This window comes from Haladaptatus salinisoli (genome assembly GCF_020614375.1).
In the GTDB taxonomy this organism is placed as follows: Archaea; Halobacteriota; Halobacteria; order Halobacteriales; family Haladaptataceae; genus Haladaptatus; species Haladaptatus salinisoli.
Window position 1 is genome coordinate 2,229,630 of the sequence record NZ_CP085327.1, and the last position, 19,949, is coordinate 2,249,578.

Below are 19,949 nucleotides of genomic sequence, written 5' to 3' on the forward strand. Positions count from 1 at the left end.
ACTATTCGTCTTCAAAGATTCGCTCTGCTCGCCTATCGTCACGTATCGCGGCGCTCTCTCGGAAGACGGGCGTCCCCGGGTTCCCCGCGTCCTCGTAGCCGAGCGTCCTGAGCAGGGAGACCAGTTGTCCGATGGAGTACGACTCGCGGTCGGTGATGGGGTCGTCGCCCCCGGCCCGTACCGCGAGTTCGGAGAGCGGAACCTCCCCCTCGAACTCCGCCAGCGCGCCTTCGACCGCGGCGTCGTGGTCGCTCGGCCAGCGGTCGTCGAGTTTCCCCTCGACCCGGCTGGCCATGTCGTCGTACGTCTTCTTCCCGGAGCGTTCCGGATCGCGGACGGTTCGGACGTGCGCGAGCATCCGGCGGTTCTCTTCGACCGCCTCGTCCCAGTGTTCGACAGCCCACACCGCGAGGTCGGCGAGTTCGTCGACGTTCCCCGCGAGTCGGTAGTCGTTCGGGATGCAGTCGAACACCCACGGCTCCGCTCGGACGACGAGCACCTGTCCGGACGCGGCCTGCTCGAACCACGTCCGGGCCAGCGTCTCGTACTCGGTCGCCGAAACCGTCAGGTCGCCCCGCCGCAACGCGTCCTCGAACGTCCGGCGGGACGCCTCGGAGTGCGCTTCGACCCACGGTAGTTCGGCGTACTCCGCGGGAACGTGGCCCATGCTCGTCATCAGGGTTCCGATGCCGAACTCCTCGTGGAGTCGCTCGGCGATGTCCATGATGAGCCCCGTCTGTTTTTTCTCCCACACCGACCCGGCGACGTGGAACCACTCCGGTCGCTCGCTGTACGATTCCTCGAAGTGGTCGAAGTCGATGGGGCTCCACGTCTGTACCGCGTCGTCCAGCGCGGCCTCCAGGACGCCCTCGTCCAGAAACTCCCGACCGTACTCGCGCATTCCGTCGGCGTCCACGCTCGCCTTGAACCACATCCCGTCGCCGAGCACCGCTTCCGCGATTTCGGTCTGGCGCTGGACGCGGTTGCGCCACCCGGTGCTGGCGTACTTGAACGGGAGTTGCAGGTCGTGGACGTTCGTGATGACCGAGAACGGTTCGACCGCGTCCGCCGGACGACCGTCGAGCGCGAGGAGCCACTTGGTGAGGTCGGCCCGCCCCCGGCGCAGCTGGTCGACGACGATATCCACGTAGCCGAACCGGTCGTAAATCGCCTCCTTCAGCGCGTACAGCTGCTCCCTACTGTATCCGCTCTCCGTGAAGATACCTTCGTGCTCCGCCCCGTTCATGTACGGTTCGGCCTCCACGAGCGTCACCCGTTCTCGGTCGGCGAGCACGTACTCCGGGTCGTAGTTCGCGTCGCCGGGCGACGGGAGCAGCCAGTAGACGTGCAAGCGCGGGTCGATGTCGAGCCACTGCTCGACCCAGACGACGGCGTCGTTTACCGTACCGTTCGCCGTCAGTTCGTCCGGACGGTACAGCTCGGGGACGATGAGGACGCGCATTACCGCCGATTGTTCGACGGGGGTCTTAGTTCTGCTCGGCGAAAACCGCTTTACCCGCGGTGGTCTCAGTCACAGCCATGGTCCGTACCGCGATTCAGCTCTACACGCTCCGCGAACTGGACGACTCGCTCCTCGACCTGCTCGCGCGCGTCGGCGAAACGGCGTTCGACGGCGTGGAGTTCGCGGGGCTGGGGGACGCGAGTCCCGCGGACGTGGCTGATGCGCTCGACGAGGCGGGACTCGACGCCGCCGCGGCGCACGTCTCGTTCGACGAACTCGAAGCCGACCCGGAGGGCGCGGTCGAGACGTACCGAGAACTCGGCTGCGACACGCTGGTCGTCCCGTACCTCGACGAATCGCACTTCGATAGCGAAGCGTCGGCCCGCGAGACGGCGCGCCGACTGGACGAACTCGCCGCGCGGGTCGAACGCCGCGGGGCGACGCTCTGCTATCACAACCACGACCACGAGTTCGTCGACGCGGGCGACCGGACGGGATTCGACGCCTTCGTCGCGGAGTCGGCGGTGGGTATCGAACTCGACGTGGGCTGGGTCGTCGCCGCGGGGCGCGACCCGCTTTCGCTGCTCGACCGCCTCGAAGGGCGGGTTCCGCTGGTGCACCTGAAAGACACCGCCGCCGGAGCGCCGGTCGAACTCGGCGAGGGCGACGTGGACGTCGATGCGTGCGCGGACGCGGCGCGCGACGCCGGGGCGGAGTGGCTGGTGTACGAACACGACGACCCGGACGACCCGCGAACGTCGCTTCGACACGGTGCGAGCCGACTCGCGGAACTCGCCGAGCGACGATAGCCGTCGTCGGTCGACGTCGTCTCATCTCGCCTACCGTTTTCCGGCTAGATTTGCGCCAGAACACCGGTGACGACAGGTATTTGGGCGTTCGAGCGCCAAGAATAGACGTATCCATGACTACGTTCATGGACACATCACAATCACGCCCCGTGCAGGGGCAGTTCACCACTCATGGACGATACAGCGAAATATCTCATTCACGCGGACATCACCGCCGACGGGGTGGTAGAGCGGAGTGACGTCGTCGGCGCTATCTTCGGTCAGACCGAGGGGCTGCTGGGGGACGACCTCGACCTGAGGGACCTCCAGCAGTCCTCGAAGGTCGGTCGCATCGACGTTCACGTCGAGAGCGAACAGGGGCAGTCGTTCGGCACCATCACCATCGCCAGCAGCCTCGACAAGGTCGAGACGGCGATTCTGGCGGCGTCGCTCGAAACCATCGAGCGCGTCGGCCCGTGTCGGGCCAGCGTCAGCGTCGGCAACATCGAGGACGTGCGGGCCGCGAAACGCCGGGAGGTCGTCGACCGCGCGAAGGAACTGCTCTCGTCGTCGTTCGACGAGAGCGTCATGACCAGCCGGGAGATTCTGGAGGAGGTTCGCCAGAGCGTCCGCGTCGAGGATATCGCGGAGTACGAGGGGTTCCCGGCGGGACCGAACGTCACCGACAGCAACGCCATCATCGTCGTCGAAGGGCGGGCCGACGTGCTGACGCTGCTCCGGTACGGCGTGAAAAACGCAATCGCGGTGGAGGGGACGAACGTCCCCGACGCCGTCGCCGAACTCACGCAGGACCGCACGACCACGGCGTTCCTCGACGGCGACAGGGGCGGCGACCTCATCCTCCGCGAACTGGAACAGGTCGCCGACGTCGACTACGTCGCCGTCGCCCCGCCGGGCAGGTCGGTCGAAGACCTTTCGCGCGACGAGGTGATGACCGCCTTGCGCGAAAAGCGCCCCTTCGACCGATTCCGAAACGACGAGACCGTGGTTGCCGCCGCGACCGACGGGAGCACCCTCCCCGCGCCCGAAAGCGACGAATCGGACGCCGAGCGCCCGGTCGAACCGACCATCGAAGCGGACGAATCGACGCCCGACGACGCCGGAACCGACTCCGTGGAGTTGCCGGACGAACGGTCGAAAGGCGGATTGGAAGACGACGTTTCGGAGGAGGCCGACGCGACGAGCGGTTCGGTCGACGGCGAATCGGCCGCAGAAGAACCGGCGGAGCGCGACTCGGACGACGAACGGGCGCGCGAACCGGAGACGCTCCGCGGTCACGCCCGGGCGGTCATCGGCGACGAATCCGGCACCGTGCGACTGCTGGACGACGGGTTCGGCGTCCTCGGCGAAGCGCCCGCGGACGAGGCGTTCGACGCCATCGAGGGCGCGGACGCGGTTCCCCACGCGGTCGTGTTCGACGGAACGCTCAGCCAGCGCATCCTCGACGTCGCGGCCCAGCGCGACGTCGAGCAGATAGTCGCCCGCGACGAAGGCGAGTTCGTCAAGAAGCCGACGACGGTTCGCATCCTGACCGCGGATCGCCTGTAGCGCCGAGCCTGAACTACTGTTATTCGTCGGCGAACTCCGAACTGCACGGTCCGACTTCTCGCACGCTCCGTACGGATACGTCCGAGAGGCGGGCGCGGCCTACTCCGAATCGATACCGAACACCTCTATCTCGTTCCCCTCCGTATCGAGGAGGCGGAAGGTTCGGTACGTCCCGAATTCGAGAATTTCGTCGTGAACCATCTCCGGCGCTATCGTTTCGATTCGGTGACACGCCGCGTCGACGTCGTCGACCTCGAAATTCGGGATGCAGTTGGTACCGGACTCGAACCCGAAATCGTCGTACTCGGGGTTGTAGAGGCCGAAATTGGCGGCGTCGAATTCGAACGTCGAAAACCGGTCTACCTCCTGGGCGGGTTCCGCCTCGAACAGCGCCCGGTAGAAGTCGAGGGCTCGCGCCATATCCTCGACGCAGACGTACACCGAACTCAGCTCCATTCTGGCCGCTCCTCCTTCCGCCGGAGATCCGTCGCCACCATCGGTTTCCGGTTCTGACGGCTGTCGGATAATGACGCGCTTGGGGGTGGAACTGTGTCGAACGAGCGTTCAGTCACCCCTCTCCGCCGTACTCGCCGCGAACTACCCGGTCGGTCGAGAACGACGACCTCGACTCCGTTCGCTGCTAGCACTCCCTTCCCAGCACGAGCGCGGTTCCGCCGTCGGCGTAGTAGTCGGGTTCCTCGCGCCGCAGTTCGAAGCCGAGCGAGTCGTACAGCGCCCGCGCCGCGTCGTTCTCCTCGTGGACCGTGAGCGACACGCCGTCGTAGCCCCGCTCGCGCGCCGCCGAGACGACTATTTGGAGCAGTTCGGTGGCCCGCCCCTCGCGGCGGTACGCCGGTTCCACCGCGAGTTCGGCGACGTACGCGTCGTCCCCGAGCGTCGCGAGAACGTAGCCGACCGGTCGCCCCTCGGCGGTCGAGACGAAGACGAGACCCGACCCGGAGAGGGTGGTTTCGAGCAGTCCGGGCGTCGGCTCGGAGAGCCACGTTCGAATCTCGCGGAGGCGAGCGCGGTCGTCCGGCGCGGCGGCGCGAATCACGCCGAAAGCCCCGCTAGCAGCGCGAGTCCGGCACCCAACAGCGCCCCGGAGAGCGTGGCGAGGAAGTTGACGCTCTGGTTGCCGAGCTGCTCGCCTTCGACGGTCGCGCCGAGGATGCTGTCCACCGTCATGCCGCCGACGCCCGCCAGCGCGATGACGACTCCACCGACGGTCCCGACCGACCCGAACAGCGCGACGGCGATGAGCGCGACGACGCTCGCGCCGAGCACCCCGGCCAGTTCGCCCTGCCACGTGACGCCCCCGTCCGTTCCGGGTTCGACGCGTTCGAGCGTCGTGATGAGTCTCGGCCGGTCGAAGACGCCGCCGATTTCGCTGGAGAGCGTGTCGCTCATGGCGGTGGCGATGCTGCCCGCGAACGCGAAGAGGAACACGGCGCTGTCGACCGGGAGGCGGTCGCTCGCGGCGAACGCCAGCACCGCGACCAGCGCGACGGCGGCGTTGCCGAGGACGTTGCCGCCGCCCCGCGCGCCTTCGTTCGCCTCCGCGACGCCGTTCCGCCGCTTCTCCTCGTATCGGAACTTCGTGGAGAGCGCGCCGAGCGCGAAAAAGGAGATGAGGACGGCGAACCACGGGTAGCCGCCGAGAACGATGGTGAGCAGCGCGAGCAGGACGCCCGTGAGCATCCCGGTGACGGAGGCGGTGTCGAGCGCCCACGAGAGGTAGCCGAACCCGGCGGTGATGGCGATGGCCAGCGCGACCTCCACCGGCGTCACCGTCACCGTGAGGTCGGCGAAGAACCAGAGGAGGAACGCCACGGAGAACATCACCAGCGGGTCGTCGCGCTCGAAGAGCACGGAGCGGAGCAGACCGGCCAACAGCGCGCCGCTGGCGGCGAGGAAGACGAGGTCGGGAACCATCGGTTCGATGGGGTCGCCCGTCACGCGGAGGACGACGGTCTGCGCGGCGATGGCCGCGAGGAAGCCGCCGATCGTGAAGCCCGCCGTCGCGGTGATGGCGGCGTCGCTTCGCGTCCGGGCGGCCTGTTCGACGAGATTGCCGTAGGCGAGCAGGCAGACGGCGGCGGCGAAGACGCGCGTCGGGAGGCCGACGAGCATGACGAGCATGGCGAGTCCGGCGGTGGCGAACGCGAACGCGGCGAGACCGCGGAGTCGTCCTTCGCGGCGGTCGCTCGGGCGCGCGAAGAGGTCGAACACGGGCCCGTCGTCCACGACGAGCGCGAGCGCGCCGACCGCCGCGAACAGCGCGGCCACGCCCGCGACCAGCACCGACGCGGCGAGCGCGAGCGTCCCCACCCCTGCGAACGCCGCCGCGCGTCGAATGCTCGTAGTCACGGTGGGGATTTTCGGGGACGAACACTTAATCTTCCCGAACGGCGCGGGGCGTGACGGGTCACGACGTACCGGTGGAGCGCCCGTCTCCGTTCGGCGGTGGCGCGCGACGGTCGTTTCTCGGTGGAAGTGCGTGACGTTTAAGAATCGATGGTGGGAACTCGGTGGCAGTGGGACTCTACGACCGGTACCTCTCCGCGCGCGTCCGCCGACACGGGGCCGACTCGCCCAGTCACGTCGCCGTCGTCATCACCGAGCGCGACCTGTTGGAACAGGGCGCGTACGAGACGCTCGAATCCTTCTTCGGGTGGGCGTTCGACTACGGCGCTGAGCGCGTCACCGTCTACGTGAGCGTGCTCGACTCCGGCGCGGTGCCGACCCTCCAGCGCGAGTTGGAGAACGTGCGTGCGCCCCGGGAGACCGCCGTTCGGGGTCCGGACGACCTCACGCCCGCCGACGCCCCGATTCAGGTGAGCATCGGACTCGGCGGCAAGAGCGAGTTCGCCGAGGCGGTGCGGGCGGTCGCCCAAGACGTGGAGTCGGGTACCGTCTCGGCGGACGCCGTCGACGAGGCGGAGATCGAATCGAGACTGGTGTTCCCGACCGACCCCGACCTCGTCATCAAGACCGGTGCCGAGCGACTCTCCGATTTCATGATCTGGCAGTCGGTGTACTCCGAACTGTACTTCACCGACGTGAACTGGCGCGATTTCCGCCAACGGGACTACCTGCGGGCGATACTCGATTACAAGAATCGGCAGCGGCGGTTCGGGCGTTAGCTCGCCTCAATCCACCGTCTCGCCCTCGACCTCTATCTCCTCGACGGATGCACCGTCCGGCACGTACTCCTTGAACTTCCGCAACACCGACCGCGCCTCGTCCAACTCCACGCCGCCGACGGCCCGCACCAGCGCCAGCGCGCGCTGCACCTTCGCCTGCCGAAACGACTGCTCGCGCGATTCGTAGGTTCGTACCGCGCGCAGGAAGTCGATCTTCGAGAACTCCGGCCAGTACGGGGTACAGAAGAAGACGGCGGCCTCGTTGCCGTTGGCGTGCCACGGGAGGAAGTTACTCGTGCGCTCGTCGCCCCCGGTTCGGATGATGAGGTCCACGTCGCGGAGCGGGCGCTCGTAGAGCCGTTCCTCGATGGTCTCCACGGAGATGTCGTTCGGGCTGAGGTCGCCCGCCTCGACCTCGCGGGCCACGTCGCGGGCCGCGCCGAGGAGTTCGTTGCGACCGCCGTAGGCCAGCGCGATGTTGAGGACGAACGCCTCGTAGTCGCGGGTTCGACGCTCGGCGTACTCGATGGCTTCGCGCACGCGGGCGGGGAGTTGCGGCACGTCGCCGATGACGCGGATGCAGACGCCGCTGTCGTGGACGCGTTCCGCGTCGGCGAACTCGTACAGTTTGTCTTCCAGCAGGTCGAACAGCGCTTCGCGCTCGTGCTCGGGGCGGTCGAAGTTCTCGGTGGAGAAGGTGTACAGCGTCAGCTCTTCGACCCCGAGGTCGTCGCACCAGTCGAGCACGCGCTCGGTCGTCTTCGCCCCCGCGCGGTGGCCGTCCGGGGCGTCGTCGCCTTGCTCGGTGGCGTATCGCCGGTTTCCGTCTTGGATGACCGCGACGTGGGTCGGGGCACCCGTTATGGTTCGTCGCAGGTGTCGCTCGTAGGCCGTCTCCAGTTGTCGCCGAACCCGCGTTAGCATCGTCTTGGTGGCTCCACTCACCCGACCGGTATCAGCCTTCTCCTCCGAGATGCCGTGCGGGTCGGTCCCAAATGTGTCGGACCGTCGGGGACAGGTGCATACCTTTTTAAGTGTGGGGTTACTTTGGTAGGATGCAATGGCGAAAGGTACGGTTGACTTCTTCAACGAGACCGGCGGTTACGGCTTTATCGACAGCGAAGACTCTGACGAAGACGTGTTCTTCCACATGGAAGACGTCGGCGGCCCAGACCTCGAAGAGGGCCAAGAAGTCGAATTCGACATCGAACAGGCGGACAAAGGTCCCCGAGCGACCAACGTTCAGCGCCTGTAAACGAATCGGTAGCGACTAATTCTCGCGGGAGTTCACGCTGCCGCGCGAAAACTACGATTTTTGAGTGACGGCTACAACCGTAGGTCGTATAACCACCGGTGCGTATCCTCGAACATGGACCGCGTCATCGACGACGACCTCTACCGGCGGACGAAGCGACTCCTCGAACCCGGCGATATCGAACTCAACGGCGCGATAGTTCACACCGACCTCGGAAGCGACGAGGACATCGAGATGCACCAAGCGTCGGTGGACATCGGCGACATCATCGCGGAACACGCGGGTTACGACCCGCGCGACACTTACGCCTACTCCGGGACCGACGACCCGGAGTTCGCCTCGAACCAGCACCAAGGGCTGACGCTCGACGGCGACGAGTTCGTCTGGGAGTGCCAGCAGTTGCTCCGGGACGGAACGTTCGACGTCGTGTTCTACTACGAGGCGAGCGCCGACCAGCGGGGAATCGAGGATGGAATCCGCGAACTCGGGTTCGAGGTAACCGGCGTCGAAGGATAGGTTAGAAGGCTTTACATGCAGGCCATTCTAACGGCCTGATAGCAAGTTCGGAGTGTTTCGTATGAATCGTATGTTCTCTCTCCCCCGGAGGCGATACGCGTGACGCCGAGCACCGGCGTCATCTCCGGCGTGCGCGTCTCCCACGACCGAGCGAGCCTCGACGACGTGGCGGCGGCGTGCCACGCCGACGAGCGGGAAGTCGTCGCTCGGCTCGTCGAGGAACCCTGCGTCTCGGAGGCGTTCGCGCTCCAGACGTGCAATCGTTTCGAAGCGTACGTCGTCACCGACACGCCCGCGACCGGACGGGCCGTCCTCGCCGATTTCGCGCCCGACGTCGACACCCACTCGGTCGTCGAGATGGGTCACGAGGAGAGCCTTCGTCACCTCCTCCGAGTCGCCGCGGGACTGGAATCCATCGTCCTCGGCGAGGACCAGATAATCGGGCAGGTTCGGGACGCGTACCAATCGACCCGGGAACGCGACGCGGTCGGCCCGATGCTCGAAGCGGCGCTGACGAAGGCGCTCCACGTCGGCGAACGCGCCCGAACGGAGACGGCCATCAACGAGGGCGTCGTCTCCATCGGGAGCGCGGCGGTGACGCTGGCCGGCGAACAGGTCGACCTCGACGGAGCGACGGCGCTCGTCGTCGGCGCGGGCGAGATGGGTACCATCGCGGCCAACGCCTTCGCCGACGCGGGCGTCGGGACGCTCGTCGTCGTCAACCGGTCGGTCGAACGCGCGGAGACGGTCGCGCAGGGGGTCGACCTCGACGGCGTTCGCGCGGTCGGACTGGACGCGCTCCCGACCTACCTCCCGCGTGCGGACGTGGTGATAACCGCGACCGGCAGCGACGGACACGTCCTCGACGCCGACTCGCTCTCCGACTGCGGCGAGACGCTGGTCGTGGACATCGCCCAGCCGCGGGACGTATCGCCCGCGGTGGCCGTGCTCGACGGCGTGACCGTTCACGACATGGCGGCGCTGGAGTCGGTGACGGACGCGACCCGCGCGCGCAGACGCGCCGCCGCCGAGTCGGTCGAGGCGATGGTCGACCGCGAGTTCGAGAACCTGCTCGAACAGTACAAGCGAAAGCGAGCGGACGAGGTCATCGCCGCCATGTACGAGGGCGCGGAGCGGATGAAAGAGCGCGAACTCCAGACCGCGCTGTCGCAACTCGACGCCCGCGGACTGGACGACGAACAGCGAGCCATCGTGGAGTCGATGGCCGACGCGCTGGTCTCGCAACTGCTCGCGCCGCCGACCAAGAGCCTGCGAGACGCCGCCGCAGAGGACGACTGGACGACCATCAACACCGCGCTCCAACTGTTCGACCCGGAGGCCGCCGAGGAACCGCCCGCGTTCGTCGCGGAGCAACTCGAATCGGCGGCGGACGACTAGCGGTTTTTCGGCGCGACTATTCGCGACCGCCAAAAGGCAGCCGGCGACACGACCGTCAGTAAGCTAGCACACCCACCGCGAGCGAAGGAGCAACGCGACCGACCGAGCGGGCGCAAGGCCGACCGTCGGGAGGCCGCCGCGCTTTTGATCGACGTTTCGCCAAGGAGGAAGACCAGCAGGGCACGCGCCCGCCGACACCCACCGCGGAAAACGGTCGTGGCGGATGCTTTTATTTGAGTTCCACCCGTCTCCTCGCGCATGGCAGACCTGCTCTCAGACGACGAGATAGAGACCCGAATCCCGAGCGGATGGGAGCGCGACGGCGACGAGATAGTCCGCGTGTACGAGTTCGACGATTACCTGAAAGGCGTCGCGTTCGCGTCCGAAGTCGGCGAAATCGCGGACGAGGAGTTCCACCATCCGGAGATGATAATCCGGTACGACGAGGTCGAGGTGCGCCTGACGAGCCACGAGGAAGGCGGCATCACCGAACAGGACGTGACGATGGCCGAGCGGTTCGACGACGTGCGCTGATGGACGCGCGGTACGTGTTCGCGGTTCGATTCCGCCTCGACCCGACGAGCGCGGATATCGCGCTCGAACCGCGCGAGTTCGAGACGCGTCTGTCGCGGCGGGCCGACCCGCCGGGCGAGGACGGGTGGCTCTTCTTCCGCGACAACCTCTGGCGCGGAAACATCGGCGACGACCGCTACTTCCGCGAACTGACGAGCGAAGCGCTCGGCGTCCCCGTGACGAACGTGGAGTACCGAGCGTTCGAGACGGACGAGGAGTACTACGACGCGCTGAAGGCGGAGATTCGCGATAATCTGGCGGAGTTCAAGGCCGACTCGGTGTCCGAGGTGGTATCGAAGTACCTCGGCAGTTCCGTCGAGGTCGAGTACTAAGGGACCACCCGGAGTCTTTTCGAAGGGCTGTTCGGCGAATCCGCGTTCGACGCGACGTGCGCGTCCGCGGAATCGACAGGCACTTTCCCCCGACGACCCGACCACCGTGTATGAGCACGATTCGGGTCGTCTGGGGGACCGCCAGCGGGCCGACGAAGATGTCGTCGTACGACGCCGCGCTGGCGGAAGCGAACGTCCACAACTACAATCTCGTCGCCGTCTCGTCGGTCATCCCCGCCGACGCGACCGTCGAAGCGGTGGGCACCGCGCCCGACCTCGGCCCCGCCGGGAACCGCTTGACCGTGGTCGAGGCGCGAGCCACCCGCGCCGGACCGGGGCACGTCTCCGCCGGTTTGGGTTGGACGACCGGCGACGGCCCGGGCCTCTTTTACGAAGCCGCGGGCGAGACGGACGCGACGGAGATCGAAGAGCGCGTCCGGGCCGGACTGGCGGCGGGGCGGCAACTCCGCGATTGGGAGTTCGCGGGCGAATCGACCGAGACGGTGACCGCGAACGCCGAACCGGGCACGTACGTCACGGCGGTCGTTCTCGCGGCGTACGGCGAGAGCGAACCTATCTGTTAGTTTCCGGGGACGACGGGTTTATACCGCGGTCGGACCTACCGAAGGGTAGCAGACCGCATGAACGGAAACACTCCTTACGCTGGTATTCCCGACGTGACGCAGGCCGGACAGCGCGCGTCTGTCGACGTCGACGAGCTCTCTCCGGAGCAAAAGCGGGCGCTCCGGAACAGCGTGGCCGACATCGCCACGCTGACCCGAAAGTACCTCCCCGACGAGTACGTCATCGGGTCGCAGGTCACGAACGGCGCGACCGGCCCGCAGGCTACCGTCTCGGTACAGCCGCCGGTCGGCCACATCGTCAGCGCCGGATTCGAACCCGACGGTGACGAACTCGACGCCGACGAACTCATCGACGCGGACGACCGGGACGAAGTCGCCCGCGGTCTCGCCGCCAGCGCCGTGCTTCAGGTGAAACAGGCGGTCGAAGATCAGCTCACGCCGACCGCCCGGTAGGCGGTCGTTTGAACATCGCGTCGGCGAGGACGAACGCGGCCGCGAGACCCGCCGCCGTCGTCCCGACGTGGAACGGAACCGAGAGCGTCGCACCGACGACCGGACCGGCGAGCAACACGACCGGCAGCGCGAGCAGGACGAAATCGTAGTACGAGAATCGAGCGAGCCGTGCGCACCGAGCGATGCGACTGGTGAATTTGGTTTTCGCGCTCATACTATCCCTCCACGCGATGCTATTACTGCCAGAAACTAAAAGTTAACTTCGCTCGTTTCGGGAAAAGCGGCGTCGAAATCTACTTGCCCCAGAACGGGTCGCGTTTCCGCTGTTTGTCGAGGTACATCTGTAAGGCTTCGAGTTCGTCCGACGGGATGTCGTCGGAGAGCTCCTGTTCCAAAATCTTGGCGTGCTTCTCCGGCAGTTCCATCCAGAGTTCGTCGCCCTCCTCTATCTGCCGACCGACCGTCGGCCCGTCGATAGCGACGCTGACCCGATTCCCGGTTCGGGCCTCGTCCACGTCCTCGCCCTGGTCTTTCAGCCCCTTGATGGTGCCGACCCGCGTGGGTTCGTTCCCCTCGAACTTGGCGACGAAGGCGTTGTTCTTCACGGTGCCCGAGAACACTTCGATGCCGACCACGGCGGGGTCGTTCTGTCGGAAGACGTGGTCTTCCAAGATTCGGAACCGAGCGGGGCGGGTGATGTTGTCGAGGACGGTCTGCTGCTGGGCGCGCTCCATCTCCTCGACGTACTCCTCGTACTCGTCGATGAGCTGGTAGATGACGTCGCTGCCGAAGAGGCGCACGTCTCGCTCCTCGGCTTCGTCCGCGGCGTCGGCGAGCACGTTGACGTTGAACGCCAGAATCGTCCGGTGTTTCGGCTCGTCAGCGGTCGTCGCGAACCGCACGTCGCGCGGGGCCACGTCGCCGACCTCGGCGCGCATGACCGGAATCTCCGCCTCTTCGAGCGTGCTGACCATCGCTTCGAGGCTGCCGAGCGTGTCGGCTTTCACGACGATACCTTCGTCCTGCGTGCTGACCTCGACCTCCGCGAGTTCGGCCTCCACCTCGGCGACGACGTCCTCGATTTCACGGTCGCGGACGACGCGGACGGGCGCGCCCGCCATCGCCTCGTCCAGGTCGGGCGCGGCGATTTTCACACCGGCCGCCGCGCCGATGGAATCGACCTTCTCGAAGCGGTCTTCGGTTCGAATCTCGGCGAGCGGTCGCGGTTTTAGCAGGGCGCGAACGTCCGTCACGATGGGTTCGTTCGTTCCGCCGACGACGATGGTCTCGTCCGTGCCGACGGTGCCGTCGTACAGCACCACGTCGAGGGTCGTCCCGAAGCCTTTCTCCTCTTTGACTTCGAGCACGGTTCCAGCGCCCGGTCCGGCCACGTCTATCTCCATGTCCTCGCGCATGTAGCGCTGGGCCAGTCCCATCAACACCGTGAGCAGGTCCGGAACGCCCTCGCCCGTCTCGGCGCTCACGGGGACGACGCCGACGTTGTTCTGGAAGTTCTGGACGCGCCAGTAGAGGTCGGCGGAGAAACCGGCGTCGCTGAGCTCGCCGATGAGTTCGTACAGGCGCTGGTCGAGCGTCGACCGCGCCCGGTCGCTCTGGGCCTCGTAGGTCTGCTGGATGGGCGCGTCCGGCTGCGGGTTCCACCCCGGCGTCGTATCTATCTTGTTCGCCGCGACGACGAACGGGGTCTGCGACTGCGAGAGGATGTTGATGGCTTCCTCGGTCTGCGGTTGGAAGCCGTCGTTCACGTCCACGACGAGGATGGCGATGTCCGCGAGGGCACCGCCGCGCGACCGAAGCGTCGTGAACGAGTGGTGGCCCGGCGTGTCGATGAAGAGCAGTCCGGGGAGGTCGAAGTCGTCCGGGTCGACCAGCCTCCCGGCGACCTTCGACACGATGTCGAGCGGCACCGCCGTCGCGCCGATGTGCTGTGTGATCGCGCCCGCTTCACCCTCGATGACCGTCGAACCCCGAATCTTGTCGAGCAGGCTGGTCTTGCCGTGGTCGACGTGACCGAGGACGGCGACGATGGGGGTTCTGAAAGTTTCCGTCTCGTGTGTATCTGTGTCCGACATACCTACCACCCGGGAGAAGTTCTTATCACAGAACAGCCCGGCACGGCATTTAACTCCATCGCCATGCGGGTTAGGACGCCGCGACGAAACCTCTCGTCTCGATACCGCTCGGAGGTATCGTTTCGGCTGTAACTAAGCCGATCTCCGCCTTCGCGGTGACGGTCGGAAGTCGCGTCCGAAGGATTCCATATCAGATTTCTTATGGCATCGCGCGGAAACAGGCAAACTACTCGTCAGGTCGCTCCTCGTGGTCGTGTCCATCGGTACCGTGTCCTGCAGTGGCGGTGGCCGGCGGCGGTCTTTGCCGGGTTGACCGAAGACGACGTTACTCCCGGCGGTCGGCTGTTCGGCGTACTACCGCTCCCGTTCGGTTCGTACTTTGCGACGTTCTTCCTCGACGAACTCGTCAATCTCCCGTTCGTCCCGGGGCCCACGCTCACCATCGTCGGAGTTCTACAACGGTCGTTGCCCGTATCGCTTCCGACCGACCGAGGCCGGCCGTCCGGAAACGCCGGAGTCGCTCTCGCGGTCGTCGGGGTCGGACTACTGGTCCTCGGTACCCTCTGACGCCCGCGGAGGAGTTTCGCGGAGAATCTCCCGCACCACGACCTCCACCGACCCCGTGGAGTTTATGTAGTAGCGCTCGGTAACCCCCACGTATGCCGGACATACTCGCGGAGAATCTCTCGGGGAAGGCCGTCATGGGGTCTGACGGCACCGAACTGGGGATGCTCTACAACATCACCATGAACCTGAAGACGGGGGAGCTATCGAGCCTCGTCGTCGAACCGGACGAACAGATCGACACCGACACCGTCGACCTCGAAGTGGACGACGACGGTCACTTCGAACTGCCGGTCAACCGGGTACAAGCGGTCAAAGATTACATCGTCGTTCAGCGGTAATGTACGTTCTAGACGCCTCAGCTTTTATCAACGAGTACCACACCACCGAACAGACAGCGTCGATTCCGATGGTACAGGAGGAATTGGAGGGCGAACACGCCTTCCGGTTCGACGCGATGGAAGGCTCCGGGATGCACATCCACCTGCCGCGCGAGGACGCGGTCGACAAAGTCCGCCGCGCCGCGGGCGAGACGGGCGACCTCGACGTACTCTCGGACACCGACGTTCGACTCGTCGCCGCCGCGTTCGAACTCGACGGAACGCTCGTCACGGACGACTACGCGATGCAGAACGTCGCCGACCGGATGAACGTCAGCGTCGAGGTTATCGCGCAGGACGGTATCGAAGAGCAGCGAAACTGGAAGTTCCAGTGCGCCGGGTGCGGGCGGGAGTTCGACGAGAACAGGGACCGCTGTCCGATCTGCGGCAGCCCACTCTCGCGGAAGAACCCCTCGAACCCTTAACCGGCGAATTGGAGGTACATGAGAGCGAAGAGGATGGCGTCGAACGTTCCGTGAACGAGGGCCGAAACCGTGACGTTCCCCGTTGCGAGGTAGAGATATCCCAGCACGAGCGAGAGGAAGAAGATGACGACGAGCGTCCCGGCGGTCGCCACGAGCGTCGAACCGGCCGCGTAGGCGGGGATGTGCGCCAGCGCGAAGACGACGCTCGCCACGACGACCGCGCCGTACTCCGAGAAGGGTCCGTACAGCGACTTCTGGATGATGTTCCGGTAGAGTAGCTCCTCGCCGGGTCCGATGATGAGCCACGAGGCGGGGATGAGCACGAGCAGTATCTGGGGGTTGCCCTGACTGGCCGTCTGTTCGATGTTGTGGTCCGCGGTGCCGACGCCGACCTGCGTTAGCACGACGACGACCGCGATCTGTAACGCGAACAGCGCGATGATGCCGATGGAGGTGTATCCGAGGTCGCGTTTGTTCGGCAGGTCGAAATCGAGGTACGAGAGTCCGTATCCCCGCCCGGCCATGAAGATGAGGGCGACCGTCCCGGTGCCCAGACCGAGCGCGAGCGCGGACAGAGCGAGTTTCTGCATCGGCCCGAGGCTCTCCCGTCCGAAGACGACGAGTAACGCGCTCGCCCAGAGGGAGATGGCGAACAGCCCCGAGAAGCCGAGTACGGCGCTTCGGATTACTGCGAGCAACATCGCGAGCAACATCTGACCGAACGAACCGCCGGTCGAAGACTCGTCGCCGACACCCGCTGTACCGTCTGCCATGCGTTAACCGAAGGACTGCGGTAGTAAAGATGCTACGACCGGTGCCAACCGCGGCGTGCGAGTAACCCGACGCCAGCGAGGGCGGCCAGCGCGACGCCGAGACCGAAGCCGGGTTGTCCGCCGCTGTCGCTCGACCGGACGGTCGTCGCGGTGGCGGTGGTGGTGGCCTCCTCTTCGACGGTCGTTCCGCTGGCGGCCGTCTCGGTCGCGGCGTCGGTCGTGGTCGAGAGCGAAGTCGTCGCCGACGAGTTTCGGAGGACGCCGTCGACGACGAGGAGCGGTTTCCCGTGGGTCGAGTTGTTACCGGGAAGCGCGACGACGACGCCGAACTCCGTCCCGTTCTCGTACTCCGCGAAGTCGAACGTCGCGTTGAACGTCCCGTCCGGTTGCACCGTGACGGTCTGCGATTTGTAGAACTGGCCCGTCGAGTGGACGGAGATGCCGAGTTCCGAACCGGGGTCGAACGTCGTCTCGCCGCGAATCGTCCGGTTCGAAGCGGTGTCGAGAACCAGAATCTCCCCCTCGCGGTCGAGCGAAACGGAGTCGTTGTTCGCCTCGGTCAGTTCGTGATCGAACAATGCACCGTCCGCCGAGTTCGCGGAGCGGTCGGTGAGTGCGCTCGCCGCACCCGCGAACAGCGAAACGACGACGAGCGCCGAAAGAACCATCGAAATGTACTGAGCCCTCATGATATTTGATGCGTCGTTCGGTCTTCGACGCAAAGACAATCGACCATCTTCCCCGTCCGGTAAATGCTTTGTGAACGCGGTTACTCGACTTCCAGCGTGGTCTTCTCGGCGACCGCCTCGGCCTCCTCGAAGTCGCCGCCGCCGAGCAGGCCCCGGGCCGCGCGCTTGCCCCACTCGACCGCGGGCTGGACGAACGTTTCGACGCCGTACAGTTCGCCCGCGAGGACGCAGGCCGCCTCCATCCCGTAGCAGAGTTCGCCGAGTCCGCGCTCGTCGACGCTGTCGATTTCGACCCTGACGTTCGGTCGCCCGGACGCGGCGAGGCTCGCTTCCGTCGCGTCGAACTCGGCGTCCAGGAGCGTCCCGAGGCTCCGGCCGCCGAGATACCTCAATCCGGGCAGGTCGGTCTCCGGAATCGCTCGGTCGTCGCGGTCCGCGGGGCGGACGAACGTCACCATCTTGTCCCGCGGCCCGGCGCGGTACAACTGAAGCTGGGAGTGCTGGTCGGTCGCGCCGAGCGCCCTCGCGGGCGTCTGACCGAGACCGTCCTTGCCGAGGCTCTCGGCCCACAACTGCGCGAACCACTCGGCGAACGTCTCCAGCGATTCGGCGTAGGGCATCATCGCGTTGACGCCCGCGCCGCGCTCGTCCAGCGCGTAGCACGCCGCGCCGTAGGCGTAGGCCGGCGACTCGAACAGCGACCCCGCGAGGCGGTCGGCTTCGTCCCGCGCGCCGGCGAGCACCGCGTCGACGTCGTGACCCTGAATCGCGGCGCACGCCAATCCCACCGTCGAGAGGACCGAGAACCGACCCGGCACGCCGTCGGGAACGTCGAGCGCGGGCAGGTCGTGACGCTCCGCGAGGGCGCGGAGGTTGCCCTCTTCGCCGGTCGTGACGAAGGTTCGTTCCGTCCAGTCCACGCCCGCCGATTCCATCGCGTCGCGGACGACGAGGAAATTCGCCAGGGTCTCCGCGGTCGTGCCGGAGCGCGAGACGACGTTGACCGCGGCGTCGGCGAGCGAGATGCCGTCGAGCAGCCCGGAGACGTGCTCCGGGTCGACGTTGTCGAGGAAGTATGCGTCCACGTCGGAGTCGAGGCCGCGGGCCAACGTCGCCGCACCGAGGGCGCTCCCGCCGATGCCGACCGTCAGCACCGTTTCGGCGTCCGCGAAGGATTCGACCGCGGTTCGAATCTCGTCCGGGTCGGTCGTCTCCGGCAGGTTCAACGCGGCGTAACCGTGCTCGTGATTCTCGCGCCCGGCTTCGATTCGCTCGTGGGCGTCGGCGACGCGCTCGTCCAGCCGGTCGAGCGCGTCGCGCGAGACGCCGGGTGCGGCGACGGTGTCGAGGGCGTTACCGAGGTCTACTCGCATACGAGAGTCGGCACCGCCGGGGGGCAAAAAGCCACCTTCTTCGGCGCGACGTCTCGGCGGGGGTTCGAACGATTCGGAAGACGAAACGGCCGTCGGCAACCAGCGGGTGACACGGCCGCCGGAAATCGGCGAGCGACGCGTCGGTAGAGGGTAGCACACCATCCGCGAACGGAGCGAGCGGGCCGTGTCACCCTCCAAGGAGTGCGAAGCGTCCGCTGGCCACGATTGAGGGGGTGACGAACTGCTTTTGGCCGAGCTTTTTCCAGGGAAGGAGGCCGAGACGCGCGTCGCGTCTCGGCACCTGACAGCAGAAATAGGCCGGTATTAGTAGGCGTACCGCAGGTTCGGCACCGCGGAATCGCCGTCCTCTATCTTCTCCAGCGCGTCCTCGAAGTCCGTCATCGAGACTTCGGTGCGCTCGTCGCGGATGGCGAACATCCCGGCCTCGGTCGTCAGGCTCTCGATTTCGGCCCCGCTGAAGCCGTCAGTCTCGTCGGCGAGTCGGTCGAAATCCACGTCCTCCGCGATGTTCATGTCGCGGGTGTGAATTTCGAGGATGCGGTGGCGGCCCTCCTCGTCCGGGTTGGGGACCTCGATGAGGCGGTCGAACCGACCCGGGCGCAGGATGGCCTTGTCGAGCATGTCGAAGCGGTTGGTCGCCGCGATGATGCGGATGTCGCCGCGGTCCTCGAAGCCGTCCATCTCGGAGAGCAGTTGCATCATCGTGCGCTGCACCTCGGCGTCGCCCGACGTCTTCGAGTCGGTCCGTCGGGACGCCACCGCGTCTATCTCGTCGATGAAGATGACCGCCGGCTCGCGCTCCGAGGCGAGTTTGAACAGGTCGCGGACGAGGCGGGCACCCTCGCCGATGAACTTCTGGACGAGTTCCGACCCGGCCATCTTGATGAACGTGGCGTCGGTCTGGTTGGCGACGGCCTTCGCCAGCATCGTCTTCCCCGTGCCCGGCGGGCCGTGGAGGAGCACGCCGCTCGGGGGTTCGATACCCGCCGCTTCGAACTGCTCGGGATTGACGAGCGGTTCCTCGACCGCTTCCCTGACCTCCCGAACCTGCTCTTCGATGCCGCCGATGTCGTCGTAGGTCACCGCCGGCGAGGCGTCCACCTCCATCGCCTGCGCTCGCGCGTCCTTCTCCGTGTCCAACTTCGTCTCGATGGTGAACGAATCGTTGACCGCGACCCGGTCGCCGGCGTCGACGTCGTTTCGAAGCTGGACCGCGGCGTCGGTCAACACCTCCTGATTGTTGCCGTGTTGCTTGATGATGACCCCGTCGTCTGTCACGTCTTCGACCGTGGCGACGTACAGCGACGTCGTCTTCAGCGTCTCGTTCTCGCGCTGGAGGCGGTCGACCTCCGCCGCGAGGTCCTCTCTGCGTTCGCCAGCAGCCTCGACGCGCTCCTTCAGCTTCTCGTTGACCTTCGTGATGTCCGTGTAGTGCTCCAAGAGCGCCGACAGACGCTCCGCGTCGGACATGTCGGGGTCGAGTTCGAGCGTTGGTCGATCAGGAACGGATGGACTGCGCGACATTTCTTGTTCGTTTGTACGTCGCCACATTAAA

24 protein-coding genes are annotated in these 19,949 nt (G+C 66.2%); 13 read left to right on the top strand and 11 right to left on the bottom strand.

The features are described 5' to 3' along the window. Position 1 precedes the first annotated feature (1 nt). Complete coding sequence (locus tag LIX00_RS12145) at positions 2-1,462, bottom strand: hypothetical protein (RefSeq protein ID WP_227353451.1); 1,461 nt, start codon at positions 1,460-1,462, stop codon at positions 2-4. A 77-nt stretch (positions 1,463-1,539) separates the two neighbouring features. On the opposite strand from LIX00_RS12145, the gene LIX00_RS12150 reads away from it, so the two are divergent. Both LIX00_RS12150 and dnaG read left to right on the top strand, forming a co-directional pair. Further along, positions 1,540-2,271 (top strand): sugar phosphate isomerase/epimerase family protein, encoded by a 732-nt coding sequence (locus tag LIX00_RS12150; RefSeq protein WP_227353452.1) that lies wholly within the window; start codon positions 1,540-1,542, stop codon positions 2,269-2,271. 171 nt (positions 2,272-2,442) lie between these two features. Continuing rightward, a complete protein-coding gene (gene dnaG / locus LIX00_RS12155) occupies positions 2,443-3,819 on the top strand; it encodes a DNA primase DnaG (protein ID WP_227353453.1) in 1,377 nt (458 codons plus the stop codon). A 99-nt stretch (positions 3,820-3,918) separates the two neighbouring features. Here the strand turns inward: dnaG and LIX00_RS12160 are convergent, their stop codons facing one another. From LIX00_RS12160 to LIX00_RS12170, 3 genes are all read right to left on the bottom strand, one after another. Beyond that, a complete protein-coding gene (locus LIX00_RS12160; protein ID WP_227353454.1) occupies positions 3,919-4,275 on the bottom strand; it encodes a VOC family protein in 357 nt (118 codons plus the stop codon). 184 nt (positions 4,276-4,459) lie between these two features. Next, positions 4,460-4,876, bottom strand: a complete 417-nt coding sequence (locus LIX00_RS12165) for a GNAT family N-acetyltransferase (protein WP_227353455.1) — start codon at positions 4,874-4,876, stop codon at positions 4,460-4,462. Beyond that, on the bottom strand, positions 4,873-6,189 hold the full coding sequence (locus tag LIX00_RS12170) for a DUF92 domain-containing protein (protein WP_227353456.1): 1,317 nt from the start codon (positions 6,187-6,189) through the stop codon (positions 4,873-4,875). The genes LIX00_RS12165 and LIX00_RS12170 overlap by 4 nt, the downstream gene beginning before the upstream one ends. 167 nt (positions 6,190-6,356) lie before the next feature. On the opposite strand from LIX00_RS12170, the gene LIX00_RS12175 reads away from it, so the two are divergent. Further along, positions 6,357-6,965, top strand: coding sequence for an undecaprenyl diphosphate synthase family protein (locus LIX00_RS12175; RefSeq protein WP_227355700.1), 609 nt, complete (start codon positions 6,357-6,359; stop codon positions 6,963-6,965). A 6-nt stretch (positions 6,966-6,971) separates the two neighbouring features. On the opposite strand, the gene uppS is transcribed toward LIX00_RS12175, so the two are convergent. Beyond that, positions 6,972-7,889, bottom strand: a complete 918-nt coding sequence (uppS, locus tag LIX00_RS12180; protein ID WP_227353457.1) for a polyprenyl diphosphate synthase — start codon at positions 7,887-7,889, stop codon at positions 6,972-6,974. Positions 7,890-8,025: 136 nt separating this feature from the next. Here uppS and LIX00_RS12185 point away from each other — a divergent pair, with 136 nt between their 5' ends. From LIX00_RS12185 to LIX00_RS12215, 7 genes are all read left to right on the top strand, one after another. After that, positions 8,026-8,220, top strand: coding sequence for a cold-shock protein (locus tag LIX00_RS12185; protein ID WP_227353458.1), 195 nt, complete (start codon positions 8,026-8,028; stop codon positions 8,218-8,220). 114 nt (positions 8,221-8,334) lie between these two features. Continuing rightward, positions 8,335-8,736, top strand: coding sequence for a DUF5778 family protein (locus LIX00_RS12190; RefSeq protein ID WP_227353459.1), 402 nt, complete (start codon positions 8,335-8,337; stop codon positions 8,734-8,736). A 99-nt stretch (positions 8,737-8,835) separates the two neighbouring features. Then, positions 8,836-10,134: a glutamyl-tRNA reductase gene (gene hemA, locus LIX00_RS12195; protein ID WP_227353460.1), complete on the top strand. Its 1,299-nt coding sequence runs from the start codon at positions 8,836-8,838 to the stop codon at positions 10,132-10,134. Positions 10,135-10,392: 258 nt separating this feature from the next. Beyond that, the gene (locus tag LIX00_RS12200) at positions 10,393-10,668 is read left to right on the top strand and encodes a 4a-hydroxytetrahydrobiopterin dehydratase (protein WP_227353461.1); all 276 of its coding nucleotides are present in this window, start codon (positions 10,393-10,395) and stop codon (positions 10,666-10,668) included. Next, on the top strand, positions 10,668-11,039 hold the full coding sequence (lwrS, locus tag LIX00_RS12205; RefSeq protein WP_227353462.1) for an LWR-salt protein: 372 nt from the start codon (positions 10,668-10,670) through the stop codon (positions 11,037-11,039). Before LIX00_RS12200 ends, lwrS begins: the two co-directional genes overlap by 1 nt. A 110-nt stretch (positions 11,040-11,149) precedes the next feature. Beyond that, positions 11,150-11,623, top strand: coding sequence for a pyruvoyl-dependent arginine decarboxylase (locus LIX00_RS12210; RefSeq protein ID WP_227353463.1), 474 nt, complete (start codon positions 11,150-11,152; stop codon positions 11,621-11,623). Between the two features lie 57 nt (positions 11,624-11,680). Next, positions 11,681-12,076, top strand: coding sequence for a DUF5811 family protein (locus LIX00_RS12215; RefSeq protein ID WP_227353464.1), 396 nt, complete (start codon positions 11,681-11,683; stop codon positions 12,074-12,076). Here the strand turns inward: LIX00_RS12215 and LIX00_RS12220 are convergent. Together LIX00_RS12220 and infB are read right to left on the bottom strand one after the other, a co-directional pair. After that, on the bottom strand, positions 12,057-12,290 hold the full coding sequence (locus LIX00_RS12220) for a DUF8015 family protein (RefSeq protein ID WP_227353465.1): 234 nt from the start codon (positions 12,288-12,290) through the stop codon (positions 12,057-12,059). The two genes, LIX00_RS12215 and LIX00_RS12220, sit on opposite strands and share 20 nt — an antisense overlap. 79 nt (positions 12,291-12,369) lie before the next feature. Next, a complete protein-coding gene (gene infB, locus LIX00_RS12225) occupies positions 12,370-14,169 on the bottom strand; it encodes a translation initiation factor IF-2 (RefSeq protein ID WP_227353466.1) in 1,800 nt (599 codons plus the stop codon). A gap of 309 nt (positions 14,170-14,478) precedes the next feature. Here infB and LIX00_RS12230 point away from each other — a divergent pair, with 309 nt between their 5' ends. From LIX00_RS12230 to LIX00_RS12240, 3 genes are all read left to right on the top strand, one after another. Beyond that, positions 14,479-14,736, top strand: coding sequence for a hypothetical protein (locus tag LIX00_RS12230; RefSeq protein WP_227353467.1), 258 nt, complete (start codon positions 14,479-14,481; stop codon positions 14,734-14,736). A 92-nt stretch (positions 14,737-14,828) separates the two neighbouring features. Further along, positions 14,829-15,074 (top strand): PRC-barrel domain-containing protein, encoded by a 246-nt coding sequence (locus LIX00_RS12235; protein WP_227353468.1) that lies wholly within the window; start codon positions 14,829-14,831, stop codon positions 15,072-15,074. Beyond that, a complete protein-coding gene (locus tag LIX00_RS12240; RefSeq protein WP_227353469.1) occupies positions 15,074-15,538 on the top strand; it encodes an NOB1 family endonuclease in 465 nt (154 codons plus the stop codon). Before LIX00_RS12235 ends, LIX00_RS12240 begins: the two co-directional genes overlap by 1 nt. Here the strand turns inward: LIX00_RS12240 and LIX00_RS12245 are convergent. From LIX00_RS12245 to pan2, 4 genes are all read right to left on the bottom strand, one after another. Beyond that, the gene (locus tag LIX00_RS12245) at positions 15,535-16,311 is read right to left on the bottom strand and encodes a CPBP family intramembrane glutamic endopeptidase (RefSeq protein WP_227353470.1); all 777 of its coding nucleotides are present in this window, start codon (positions 16,309-16,311) and stop codon (positions 15,535-15,537) included. The two genes, LIX00_RS12240 and LIX00_RS12245, sit on opposite strands and share 4 nt — an antisense overlap. Before the next feature lie 32 nt (positions 16,312-16,343). Then, entirely contained in the window at positions 16,344-17,000 is a 657-nt protein-coding gene (locus tag LIX00_RS12250) for a BGTF surface domain-containing protein (RefSeq protein ID WP_227353471.1), read from the bottom strand. Between the two features lie 80 nt (positions 17,001-17,080). Then, positions 17,081-18,373 (bottom strand): phosphoglucose isomerase-related protein, encoded by a 1,293-nt coding sequence (locus LIX00_RS12255; protein ID WP_227353472.1) that lies wholly within the window; start codon positions 18,371-18,373, stop codon positions 17,081-17,083. A 324-nt stretch (positions 18,374-18,697) separates the two neighbouring features. Continuing rightward, positions 18,698-19,918 (bottom strand): proteasome-activating nucleotidase Pan2, encoded by a 1,221-nt coding sequence (pan2, locus tag LIX00_RS12260; protein ID WP_227353473.1) that lies wholly within the window; start codon positions 19,916-19,918, stop codon positions 18,698-18,700. Positions 19,919-19,949 lie beyond the last annotated feature (31 nt).

Bases quoted from the DNA above. Each gene is read 5' to 3' on its own strand.
- LIX00_RS12145 (WP_227353451.1), bottom strand. From the start codon at position 1,462: ATGCGCGTCCTCATCGTCCCCGAGCTGTACCGTCCGGACGAACTGACG.
- LIX00_RS12150 (WP_227353452.1), top strand. From the start codon at position 1,540: ATGGTCCGTACCGCGATTCAGCTCTACACGCTCCGCGAACTGGACGAC.
- dnaG (WP_227353453.1), top strand. From the start codon at position 2,443: ATGGACGATACAGCGAAATATCTCATTCACGCGGACATCACCGCCGAC.
- LIX00_RS12160 (WP_227353454.1), bottom strand. From the start codon at position 4,275: ATGGAGCTGAGTTCGGTGTACGTCTGCGTCGAGGATATGGCGCGAGCC.
- uppS (WP_227353457.1), bottom strand. From the start codon at position 7,889: ATGCTAACGCGGGTTCGGCGACAACTGGAGACGGCCTACGAGCGACAC.
- LIX00_RS12185 (WP_227353458.1), top strand. From the start codon at position 8,026: ATGGCGAAAGGTACGGTTGACTTCTTCAACGAGACCGGCGGTTACGGC.
- LIX00_RS12190 (WP_227353459.1), top strand. From the start codon at position 8,335: ATGGACCGCGTCATCGACGACGACCTCTACCGGCGGACGAAGCGACTC.
- LIX00_RS12200 (WP_227353461.1), top strand. From the start codon at position 10,393: ATGGCAGACCTGCTCTCAGACGACGAGATAGAGACCCGAATCCCGAGC.
- lwrS (WP_227353462.1), top strand. From the start codon at position 10,668: ATGGACGCGCGGTACGTGTTCGCGGTTCGATTCCGCCTCGACCCGACG.
- LIX00_RS12210 (WP_227353463.1), top strand. From the start codon at position 11,150: ATGAGCACGATTCGGGTCGTCTGGGGGACCGCCAGCGGGCCGACGAAG.
- LIX00_RS12215 (WP_227353464.1), top strand. From the start codon at position 11,681: ATGAACGGAAACACTCCTTACGCTGGTATTCCCGACGTGACGCAGGCC.
- LIX00_RS12220 (WP_227353465.1), bottom strand. From the start codon at position 12,290: ATGAGCGCGAAAACCAAATTCACCAGTCGCATCGCTCGGTGCGCACGG.
- infB (WP_227353466.1), bottom strand. From the start codon at position 14,169: ATGTCGGACACAGATACACACGAGACGGAAACTTTCAGAACCCCCATC.
- LIX00_RS12235 (WP_227353468.1), top strand. From the start codon at position 14,829: ATGCCGGACATACTCGCGGAGAATCTCTCGGGGAAGGCCGTCATGGGG.
- LIX00_RS12240 (WP_227353469.1), top strand. From the start codon at position 15,074: ATGTACGTTCTAGACGCCTCAGCTTTTATCAACGAGTACCACACCACC.
- LIX00_RS12245 (WP_227353470.1), bottom strand. From the start codon at position 16,311: ATGGCAGACGGTACAGCGGGTGTCGGCGACGAGTCTTCGACCGGCGGT.
- LIX00_RS12250 (WP_227353471.1), bottom strand. From the start codon at position 17,000: ATGAGGGCTCAGTACATTTCGATGGTTCTTTCGGCGCTCGTCGTCGTT.
- LIX00_RS12255 (WP_227353472.1), bottom strand. From the start codon at position 18,373: ATGCGAGTAGACCTCGGTAACGCCCTCGACACCGTCGCCGCACCCGGC.
- pan2 (WP_227353473.1), bottom strand. From the start codon at position 19,918: ATGTCGCGCAGTCCATCCGTTCCTGATCGACCAACGCTCGAACTCGAC.